13 protein-coding genes are annotated in these 9,029 nt (G+C 67.2%); 1 reads left to right on the forward strand and 12 read right to left on the reverse strand.

Annotated features, from left to right (window positions below):
• The coding region (locus AC5IG3_RS07465) for a phosphoenolpyruvate--protein phosphotransferase (RefSeq protein WP_491905667.1) at positions 1 to 1,225 on the reverse strand (1,225 nt) is incomplete at its 3' end.
• 191 nt (positions 1,226 to 1,416) lie between these two features.
• On the opposite strand from AC5IG3_RS07465, the gene AC5IG3_RS07470 reads away from it, so the two are divergent.
• Positions 1,417 to 2,313: a GNAT family N-acetyltransferase gene (locus AC5IG3_RS07470; RefSeq protein WP_491905668.1), complete on the forward strand. Its 897-nt coding sequence runs from the start codon at positions 1,417 to 1,419 to the stop codon at positions 2,311 to 2,313.
• Positions 2,314 to 2,371: 58 nt separating this feature from the next.
• Here the strand turns inward: AC5IG3_RS07470 and AC5IG3_RS07475 are convergent, their stop codons facing one another.
• The 11 genes from AC5IG3_RS07475 to AC5IG3_RS07525 all read right to left on the reverse strand — a co-directional run bounded on the left by AC5IG3_RS07475 (position 2,372) and on the right by AC5IG3_RS07525 (position 8,829).
• A complete protein-coding gene (locus AC5IG3_RS07475) occupies positions 2,372 to 2,641 on the reverse strand; it encodes an HPr family phosphocarrier protein (RefSeq protein WP_491905669.1) in 270 nt (89 codons plus the stop codon).
• Entirely contained in the window at positions 2,610 to 3,068 is a 459-nt protein-coding gene (locus AC5IG3_RS07480) for a PTS sugar transporter subunit IIA (RefSeq protein WP_491905670.1), read from the reverse strand. Before AC5IG3_RS07480 ends, AC5IG3_RS07475 begins: the two co-directional genes overlap by 32 nt.
• 29 nt (positions 3,069 to 3,097) lie before the next feature.
• Positions 3,098 to 3,643: a hypothetical protein gene (locus AC5IG3_RS07485; protein ID WP_491905671.1), complete on the reverse strand. Its 546-nt coding sequence runs from the start codon at positions 3,641 to 3,643 to the stop codon at positions 3,098 to 3,100.
• A gap of 22 nt (positions 3,644 to 3,665) precedes the next feature.
• The gene (gene fliR, locus AC5IG3_RS07490) at positions 3,666 to 4,427 is read right to left on the reverse strand and encodes a flagellar biosynthetic protein FliR (RefSeq protein WP_491905672.1); all 762 of its coding nucleotides are present in this window, start codon (positions 4,425 to 4,427) and stop codon (positions 3,666 to 3,668) included.
• A gap of 19 nt (positions 4,428 to 4,446) precedes the next feature.
• Positions 4,447 to 4,716 carry a flagellar biosynthesis protein FliQ gene (gene fliQ / locus AC5IG3_RS07495; protein WP_491905673.1) on the reverse strand — a complete coding sequence of 90 codons (270 nt, stop codon included), beginning with the start codon at positions 4,714 to 4,716 and terminating at the stop codon, positions 4,447 to 4,449.
• Positions 4,717 to 4,734: 18 nt separating this feature from the next.
• Entirely contained in the window at positions 4,735 to 5,484 is a 750-nt protein-coding gene (gene fliP, locus AC5IG3_RS07500) for a flagellar type III secretion system pore protein FliP (RefSeq protein WP_491905674.1), read from the reverse strand.
• A 1-nt stretch (position 5,485) separates the two neighbouring features.
• Positions 5,486 to 5,857, reverse strand: coding sequence for a flagellar biosynthetic protein FliO (gene fliO / locus AC5IG3_RS07505; protein WP_491905675.1), 372 nt, complete (start codon positions 5,855 to 5,857; stop codon positions 5,486 to 5,488).
• A 15-nt stretch (positions 5,858 to 5,872) separates the two neighbouring features.
• A complete protein-coding gene (gene fliN / locus AC5IG3_RS07510) occupies positions 5,873 to 6,313 on the reverse strand; it encodes a flagellar motor switch protein FliN (RefSeq protein ID WP_491905676.1) in 441 nt (146 codons plus the stop codon).
• Positions 6,303 to 7,307 (reverse strand): flagellar motor switch protein FliM, encoded by a 1,005-nt coding sequence (fliM, locus tag AC5IG3_RS07515; RefSeq protein WP_491905677.1) that lies wholly within the window; start codon positions 7,305 to 7,307, stop codon positions 6,303 to 6,305. The genes fliN and fliM overlap by 11 nt, the downstream gene beginning before the upstream one ends.
• A 7-nt stretch (positions 7,308 to 7,314) precedes the next feature.
• Complete coding sequence (locus tag AC5IG3_RS07520) at positions 7,315 to 7,923, reverse strand: flagellar basal body-associated FliL family protein (RefSeq protein WP_491905678.1); 609 nt, start codon at positions 7,921 to 7,923, stop codon at positions 7,315 to 7,317.
• 189 nt (positions 7,924 to 8,112) lie between these two features.
• Complete coding sequence (locus AC5IG3_RS07525; protein ID WP_491905679.1) at positions 8,113 to 8,829, reverse strand: flagellar hook-length control protein FliK; 717 nt, start codon at positions 8,827 to 8,829, stop codon at positions 8,113 to 8,115.
• Positions 8,830 to 9,029 lie beyond the last annotated feature (200 nt).

Below are 9,029 nucleotides of genomic sequence, written 5' to 3' on the forward strand. Positions count from 1 at the left end.
TCGGGATCAGCAGGCGAACCGGTCCCAGCGCAGCCGCTCGCAAGATGGCACGCAACTGGGCCTCGAACATGTCCGGATCCGCCAAGCTCCAGCGAATGGCCCGCAGGCCCAGCGCGGGATTGAGCGTGTGCTCGTGCCGCAACTCGTGCAGAGACAGTCGCTCCAGCGGTTTGTCAGCGCCGATGTCTACCGTGCGGATCGTCACCGGCGAGCCTTGCATGGCGAGCACGGCGGCCTTGTAGGCCTCGTACTGCTCGTCCTCATCAGGCAAGGCGCCCTCGCGGTTCATGAACAGGAACTCGCTGCGGAACAGGCCAACGCCCTCGGCCCCTTCGGCCATGGCGGCTTGGCCATCGGCGGGCAACTCGATATTGGCGAGCAACTCCACCCGCTGCCCGTCCAGAGTCACTGCAGGCTTGTGACGCAGACGGTTGAGTCGTTCGCGCTCGACCTGCGCCTGACGCTGCCGAAACCGGTATTCATCCAGCACGATGGGGGAAGGGTCCACGATCACGACCCCCACTTCGCCGTCGATGATGACCCAGTCGTCCTGGCAGACCAGCCGACTCGCCTCGCGCGCACCGACCACCGCCGGAATATCCAGACTGCGGGCGACGATGGCGGTGTGCGAGGTCCGCCCGCCCACATCGGTGACGAAGCCCGTGAACACGCTGCCCTTGAACTGCAGCATGTCGGCCGGCGAGATGTCGTTGGCAACCAGCACCAGCGGATCTTCACCGGCGAAATCGCGCGCGCCCACCGGTCGCACCAGCGCGCTGCCCGCCTGGTTGGCCAGCGCCCGCAGCAGCCGCTCAGCCACCTGCTCCAGATCGGCCTTGCGCTCGCGCAGGTATTCGTCCTCCATTTCGTCGAACTGGCGGGCCAGCACTTCGAGCTGCGCCGACAGCGCCCACTCGGCGTTGTAGTGCCGGTCGACGATCCACGCCGCCGTGGCTTCGGCCAGGAATTCATCGCGCAAGAGCATCAGGTGGACGTCGAGCAGTGCGCCCAACTCGGCCAGCGCGTCGGCAGGCACCTCGAACTTGAGCGCCTCCAACTCAGCCCCCACCTGGCGGCGCGCATGTCGCAGCCGCGTGATCTCGGCCGGCACCTGCGCCGGCTCCACGTAATAGTGCGCCACGTCCATGCGGCTGGACGCCACCAACACCGCACGACCGATGGCCACGCCGCGTGACACCGGCAATCCAAACACTTGCAGACTCATGACTTGATGCTATCAGCGCATGCGCCGCAAAACGCTCCGTGCAGACCCGCTGGAAATGCCCTGTGACATATATATATATAGAGATAGCGGGTGACGCACGTCAGGCCGTCTGTCATCCAGACGTCATGACAGCGACACGGCGGTGTCATCCCCTCCGGCGAGCATGAACCCATCGTCAAGAGGAGCCATGCATGAGGGATTTACCACTGCCCACCCTGCCACTGGCAGAGCTGTCGCACCGCCGTCCGGCACGCCGGGCAAATCTGCTGGTCGACGGCGCTGCCACCGCCCGCAGCCAGACTGCCATTGCGCCGGTCGGCGTCATTCCGACCTCGGTGCCGGCTCCGGTGCTGAGTGCGACCTGGGCGCGCAGTGAAGCCGAAGTCAACAGCGCCCTGCGCCTGCGCTACCGCGTGTTCGCGGAAGAGATGGGCGCGCGGCTGACCTCGCTGCCCGGCACACCGGCCGGCCACGACCGCGACCTGTTCGATGCCCACTGCGAACACCTGCTGGTGCGCCTGCAGGGCGAGGACGGCGAGCCCGGTGAAGTCGTCGGCACCTACCGCGTGCTGACCCCTGCGGCGGCACGCCAAGTGGGCGGCTGGTACAGCGAAACAGAATTCGACCTGACGCGCCTGCGCCACCTCACCGGCCGCATGGCCGAGCTGGGGCGCTCGTGCGTGCACCCGGACCACCGCAACGGCGGCGTGATCCTGACGCTGTGGGCCGCTTTAGGGGATTTCATGGCACGCAATGGCCTGGACACCATGATCGGCTGCGCCAGCGTCAGCATGCGCGACGGCGGCCATGTGGCCACCAGCCTGTGGGAGCAACTGCGCCAGACGCATCTGGCACCGATTGAAGACCAGGTGAGGCCGCGCCTGGCGCTGCCGGTGGAAGGATTGCGCAACGATCTGCAGGTCGAGACACCCGCGCTGATCAAAGGCTATCTGCGCTGCGGCGCCAAGGTGCTGGGCCCGCCGGCCTGGGATCCAGACTTCAACACCGCCGACCTGCCGATGATGATGCGCCTACGCGATCTGCCCGCACGCTACCGGCGCCATTTCCTGCCCGGTCAGGAAGCCTGAGTGCCTCGAAGGAATATCTAGGTTTTCACGGCCCTGAGTCTTGTCTCAGGGCCGTTTTTTATTCGCCTTCGCCGAACTTGTCGTCGATCAGGCGGCGCAGCTGCTCCATCGCGTCCTGTTCGCGCTCGCCATCGGTCTCGATCTCGACCTCGCTGCCCAATCCGGCGGCCAGCATCATGACGCCCATGATGCTTTTGGCATTGACGCGGCGGCTGTTGCGGCTCAGGAAGACCTCGCACGGGTAGCTGCCGGCCAGCTTGGTGAGCTTGGCCGAGGCGCGGGCATGCAGGCCCAGCTTATTGCTGATGGTGATAGTGCTGCGGATCATGGGCGGTGGTGGACTGGGCCTGGTTCTGGGGTCGGGTGGAAGCAATCGGCAGCACCCCCTGGGTGCCGCCGATCATCGAACGCGTCACCAGCTCGTCGAGCGGCAGACGCGCGTAATTGAGCGCGCGCCAGAGCATCGGCACATTCACGCCCGCCAGTACGCGCACATGCACGCCATCGGCCAGACGCTGGGCGACGTTGGCAGGCGTGGCGCCGAACACATCGGTCAGCACCAGCGTGTCCGTGTCGGCCTCGGAGCAAGGCGCAGCCAGCACGGCCCGCACCTGCGCTTCGATTTCCTCCATGCTGGACTGCGCCATCACGTCCAGGGCGACGACCCGTTCGCTCAGCTCGGGGAAAGTGTGCTGCGCCACCGACTTCAGTGCCGAGGCCAGGGGGTAATGCGCAAGAATCAGGAGACGAGCCATGGGCAAATATTAGCCGCCTTGCGTCCGCCTCAGCGCGACCAGCGCCAGGACTCGATGAATTCCGCAATGCCCGCCTGCGTTGCTGCCGGGGTTCCCGCCCGCGTCAGCACCACCAGTTGATACGCCTGAGCGCCATGCGCCAGCCAGACCGCGTCAGCCTGCACCGTGCTGCCGTCCGGACGCAGGCCGGTGATGAGGCTGCGGCGCAGCACGTCGGCGGTACCTGCTGCCGCGCTCGGGGCGGCCCCTGCTGGCGGCTTGGGCGCAGGCTGCGGCGCGTCGCTGCCGCGTAGATTGGCCAGCAGCTTGTCGTGCAGTTCGGGCAGCACATCCTGCGCCGAGGCGCCGTCCTGGAGCGGAAAGTAGGTCGCCGACCAGGTGACTTCACCCGCGTCGCACACCAGCATCTGCGCCGGTGTCGCGCCTTGTGCCAACGTCACCGAGCGCTCGACACGGTCAGGCTTGCAGGGAAAAAGCAGCAGCAACTCGCCCAGGCGTGCTTCGCGCCAGTCCAGCGTGGGCGTGCAGGCGGTCAAGGTGAGTGCGGCCAGGGCCAATGAAAGAAAACGGTTCATGCCCGAATTATCCGGGCCCGGCTCACTGAAACAGCGCCAGCATGTGTTCGAGCGCCGTCATCATCGGCACCTCAAGCATGGGCAGCGTGACCAGGATGCCCAGCAGCCCGACGGAGACGGTGATGGCGAAACCCACCGAGAAGATCTGGATCTGCTGCGCCACGCGCGAGATCACGCCCAGCACCATGTTGACGAACAGCAGCATCGTGATGATGGGCAGCGCGATCCAGAGCCCGAGCCGGAAGATCTCCGCGCCCCAGACCTGCGGCTGCAGAGCCGAGATCACCGCAAAGGGCTGATCGCTGACCGGAAAGGCCTCGAAGCTGCGCACCACCGCCATCGTCAGCAGCAGGTGGCCGTCGGACACCACAAACAGCAGCGCGCTGATGGTGCTGAAGAAACGCGAGGTCGCCGTGCCCTGCCCGCCCGTGGCCGGGTCGAAGAAGCCGGCAAAGTTCAGGCCCATCTGCAGGCCGATCAGCTCGCCGGCGAACTCCACCGCCGTGAACACCACGCGCGCAGCAAACCCGAGCGTGACGCCCACCAGCACCTGCTGCATCACCATCGCCAGGGCCGCAGGGCTGTCCAGCGGCAGGATCGGCATGACGGGCAGCGAGGCCTGGGCCGCCACGGCCACCAGCAGCGCCAGCCCGACCTTGACGCGCGCCGGCACGCTGCGCTGTGACAGCACCGGCGCCGACGCAAACAGCGCCAGCGTGCGAATGAAGGGCCACAGCAGCGGCAGCAGCCACTGCATGATCTGCGTTTCGTTGAAACCGATCACTGCCCTAGCGCCCCATCGTTCAGCCCACCACGGTGGGAATGGCCATCAGCGTGCGCTGGATGTACTCGACCAGCGTCGACATCATCCACGGCCCGGCGACCGCCACCACCACCACGGCAGCAATCATCTTGGGCACGAAGGACAGCGTCTGCTCGTTGAGTTGCGTGGCCGCCTGGATGACGCTGACCACCAGCCCGACCACCAGGATGGTCAGCAGCATCGGCGCGGCCACCATCAGCAGGATGGTCAGGCCTTCCTGGCCGAGGGTGAAAACCTGTGATGAACCCATGATGTCGATTCCGGACGGTCAGGTGGCAAAGCTCGCCGCGAGCGAGCCCAGCAGCAGGTTCCAGCCATCGGCCAGCACGAACAGCATCAGCTTGAAGGGCAGCGCCACCAGCACGGGCGACAGCATCATCATGCCCAGGCTCATCAGCACGCTGGCGACCACCATGTCGATGACCAGGAAGGGAATGAAGATCAGGAAGCCGATCTGGAACGCCGACTTCAGCTCGCTGGTGACGAACGACGGCACCAGCACCCGCAGCGGCACGTCCTCGGGCTTGACGCCCGCATCGAGCCGCGCCAGCTTGGCGAACAGCGCCAGGTCCGACTGGCGGGTCTGCTTGAGCATGAACTGGCGCATGGGTGCCTCGCCGCGCACCAGCGCCTCGTCGAAGCCGATCTGGTTGGCCGCGTAGGGCTTGTAGGCGTCGTTGTAGACGCGGTCGAGCGTCGGCCCCATCACGAAGAAGGTCAGGAACAGCGACAGCCCGATGATCACCTGGTTCGGCGGCGCCGCCTGCGTGCCCAGCGCCTGCCGCAGCAGGCCGAGCACGATCACGATGCGCGTGAAGCCGGTCATCATCAGCAGAATGGCCGGCAGGAACGACAGCGCAGTAAAAAACAGCAGCGTCTGGATCGGCACCGAATAGCTGGAGCCGCCACCGCTCTGCCCCACCAGCAGCGGCAACGCCGCTGGCGCGCCCTGCGCCCAGACGGCCACCGGGCCACAGGCCAGGCCGGCCAGCAGCGCGGCGCGGATCGCGCGTTTCATGTCAGCGACCATCATGCGCTCCCGGTAGATCAGCAGGGGCCTGCGCCGTCGGCTGCCAGCGCGCCAGCCAGGTCGGCAGCGGTGCGGCCGGGCCGGCGTCCAGCGACGGCGGGTTGTCGAGCGTGTGCAGGGTGCGGATCTGCTGCGGCGTCACGCCCAGCACCAGCCAGCGCCGCTCGGCACCCGTGCCCACTTCAATCGTCACCACGCGCTGCTGCGCGCCCACCGACAGCGACTGCACCATGCGCATCGCGCCCGGTGCCGACGACGCCAGCCCGCCCACGCGGCCGGTGCGCTTGAGCAGCCACAGGCACGCCGGAATCAGCGCCAGGATCAGCACGAACCACAGCAGGGACAGCCAGGTCGAGGTCATCGGGCCACGCTCCGCTCAGCTGCCACGCGACAAGCGGCGCATGCGTTCGCTCGGCGTGACGATGTCGGTCAGGCGGATGCCGAACTTGTCGTTCACCACCACCACCTCGCCCTGGGCGATCAGGTAGCCGTTGACCAGCACGTCCATCGGCTCGCCGGCCATGGCGTCCAGCTCGACCACCGAGCCTTGCGCCAGCTGCAGGATGTTCTTGATCGGAATGCGCGTGCGGCCCAGCTCGACCGTCAGCTGCACCGGAATGTCCAGAATCAGGTTGATGTCGTTGCCGGCCGGGTTGGCCGGATTGGCGCCTGCGCCGCTGAAGTTGGTGAAGGCCGCGGGCGACACCGCTTCGGCAATCATCTGAGCGGGCGCAGCTTGCTGCTCGAGCGCCGCCGCCCATTCGGCGGCCATGGCGTCCTGTTCGGCGTCGGTGTCGAAGGTGTTGTCAGTGGCCATGGTGGTCTCCGATCCAGGTCATGTTTTGATTGGTCAGCATGCGCTCGACCTTGAGAGCGTAACGCCCGTTGGACAGGCCGTACTGGGCCTCGATCACCGGCACGCCATCGACCTTGGCCTCGATGATCTTGTTCATGTCGAGCTCGATGAAGTCGCCCGCCTTGAGCGCCAGCAGCTGCTCGACCGTGGCCGGCGCGTGGGCCAGCTCGGCCACCAGCTGCACCTCGGCAGCCTGGATCTGGTGCGTCAGCAGCTTGACCCAGCGGCGGTCAGGCTCGTTGGAGTCGCCCACGGTGCTGGAGTACAGCACGTCGCGGATCGGCTCCAGCGTGGCGTAGGGAATGCAGAAATGGATCGTGCCGGTGGTGTCGCCGATCTCCAGCGTGAAGCTGGTGGTCACGACGATCTCGCCCGGCGCGGCGATGTTGGCGAACTGCGGCTGCATCTCCGAGCGCTGGTACTCCAGCTCCAGCGGATAGATGCCCGCCCAGGCCTTCTTGTATTCGGCGGCGATCACCTCGACGATGCGCGAGATCACCCGCTGCTCGGTGGGCGAAAAGTCACGCCCCTCGATGCGCGCGTGGAACTTGCCCGCGCCGCCGAACAGCGCGTCGATCACCGAGAACACCAGCGTCGGGTCGCAGACGATCAGCCCCGAGCCCCGCAGCGGCCGCACGCTGACGATGTTGAAGTTGGTCGGCACCACTGTCTCGCGCAGGAAAGCGCTGTACTTCTGCACCTTGATGCCGCCCACGCTCACCTCGGGCGTCTTGCGGATGAAGTTGAACAGGCCGACGCGGATGTTGCGCGAAAAGCGCTCGTTGATGATCTCCAGCGTGGGCATGCGCCCGCGCACGATGCGCTCCTGGCTGGCCAGGTCGTAGTCGCGGATGCCGCCGCTGGGCGCGGCTTCCTGATCGAGCTTCTGACTCTCGCCGGTGATGCCTTGCAGCAGCGCATCGACCTCGTCTTGCGACAGGATTTGCTGGTTCATCTCAGGCTCATTGAATGATGAAGCTGGAGAAATGCACGTGCTGCACCGGGTTGTAGACCGGCGCGCGCCGGCGTTTCTTCTTGCCGGCGGCGGGGTCGTCGGGCTCTTCGGCGTCGATTTCGATGCCCATCGGGCGCACCGCTTCGCGCATCACCTCTTCGGCGAGCTTTTCCTTGCCTTCGCGGTCCAGCAGCTCGGCCGCCGTCTTGTGCGCCAGGATCATCAGGATGGCGTTGCGGATGGCAGGCATGTAGCCCTTCATTTCCTCGCCGGTCTTGGCCTCGTCGACTTCCAGCGTGATGCCGATCTGCGCATAGCGCTCGCTGTCGCGGTCGGCCAGGTTGACGATGAAGGGGTCGAGTGCCACATAGGTGGGCGGATGGCCGGGCTCGCGCTTGTGCGGCTTGGGCGCGGCGGGCGCATGGGCGGCGGCTGCGGCAGGCGCGTGCTCGCCATCAGCGCCCTCTTCGCCCTCGGCAGCAGCGGCATTTTTCTTCATCATGAAGAAGCCCCCACCAGCGGCCAGCAGCAGGACCACCACCGCGATGATGATGATCATTTTCTTGGAGCCCTTCTTGGCGGGCGCATCGCCTGCGGGGGCAGCGGCAGCGGACATGGACAGCTCTCCAGCAAAAAACAGTCGGGGCGGCCCTCGGGCCACCGGGGTCCCGGCACAAGCCGGTTCCTACAAACTGGATTATTCAGATTCGCCCAGCCGGCCAAACGTGGAAAAGGGCGGTAAACCGCCCTGAGACCTGAGTTAGTGCCACGCCGCGTGCACTAATGCCCTGACAGGTGCCGTGCCTCAGGCGTAGAGATCCAGCCCACGCGCGCCCATGCCGGGCGTAGCCGCACCCCAGCCGGTACGCGGCAGCGGTGCCAGCGCGTCACGGCCGTCCCCGGCCGCCCGAAGGGGACGCTGCGCCGCCAGGGCGGCCATCCCCGGCATGTCGCGCCAGGACGGGTTGCTGTCCTGACGGCCCTGCTGCCCGCCCGCGCCTTGCGAGCCGGCGCCCAGCGTGGGGGGCTCGGCCGGCAGATCGACCACCTGCACGACGCTGCTGCGCTCCAGCTGCAGGCCATCGTCCTGCAGCGACTGGGCCAGCGCCGGCAGCGCGGCCTCCAGCAGCGCGCGCGTTTCAGCGTGGCTGGCCTCGAAGTTGATCTGTGCTTTCTGCCCATCCATCGCAATGTGGATGCGGATCGGCCCCATGTCGGCCGGGTTGAGGTGCAACTGCGCCTCGGTGATGCCGGATTGAGCCAGGTCGCCCGCCCGCATCATCACGTGGGTGCCGAATTCGGGGGGGTCACGCACCGGCACCGGAATCGGCACATCCACAGGCGGGGTGGCCACCGGCGCGGCGTGGGTCGGGTTGGCTTGCGGGTTGACCGCGCCGGCGGTCATGCTTTGCAGCGTGCTGGCGAAATCGGTACCGGCCAGCGTGCTGCCCAGGGTGGATTCCGCAGGCGTCATGCCGGCGGCCAGGGCGCTGGCGTCCTGCGTGGCGGAATCGGCCACCACGCCCGCCGCCTTGCCGGTGGCGCCCGGGGCCGGCAGCCGCCTCGTGCGCGGAACCCCGCCCGCCTTCAACGGCAGCGCGGCGGTCTGCCGTGTCGGCCGCAGTACCTGATGCTGCGCTCGCCTTGGCGCGCAGCGCGCTCAGCGGCTGCAGCCAGGGCGGCAGGCTGGCGCCGGCTTCGGTGCCGTCGGCGGGCGCGCGG

Source organism: Leptothrix sp. (in: b-proteobacteria) (assembly GCF_965250675.1).
In the GTDB taxonomy this organism is placed as follows: Bacteria; Pseudomonadota; Gammaproteobacteria; order Burkholderiales; family Burkholderiaceae_C; genus Sphaerotilus.

Bases quoted from the DNA above. Each gene is read 5' to 3' on its own strand.
- AC5IG3_RS07470 (WP_491905668.1), top strand. From the start codon at position 1,417: ATGAGGGATTTACCACTGCCCACCCTGCCACTGGCAGAGCTGTCGCAC.
- AC5IG3_RS07475 (WP_491905669.1), bottom strand. From the start codon at position 2,641: ATGATCCGCAGCACTATCACCATCAGCAATAAGCTGGGCCTGCATGCC.
- AC5IG3_RS07480 (WP_491905670.1), bottom strand. From the start codon at position 3,068: ATGGCTCGTCTCCTGATTCTTGCGCATTACCCCCTGGCCTCGGCACTG.
- AC5IG3_RS07485 (WP_491905671.1), bottom strand. From the start codon at position 3,643: ATGAACCGTTTTCTTTCATTGGCCCTGGCCGCACTCACCTTGACCGCC.
- fliQ (WP_491905673.1), bottom strand. From the start codon at position 4,716: ATGGGTTCATCACAGGTTTTCACCCTCGGCCAGGAAGGCCTGACCATC.
- fliP (WP_491905674.1), bottom strand. From the start codon at position 5,484: ATGAAACGCGCGATCCGCGCCGCGCTGCTGGCCGGCCTGGCCTGTGGC.
- fliO (WP_491905675.1), bottom strand. From the start codon at position 5,857: ATGACCTCGACCTGGCTGTCCCTGCTGTGGTTCGTGCTGATCCTGGCG.
- fliN (WP_491905676.1), bottom strand. From the start codon at position 6,313: ATGGCCACTGACAACACCTTCGACACCGACGCCGAACAGGACGCCATG.
- fliM (WP_491905677.1), bottom strand. From the start codon at position 7,307: ATGAACCAGCAAATCCTGTCGCAAGACGAGGTCGATGCGCTGCTGCAA.
- AC5IG3_RS07520 (WP_491905678.1), bottom strand. From the start codon at position 7,923: ATGTCCGCTGCCGCTGCCCCCGCAGGCGATGCGCCCGCCAAGAAGGGC.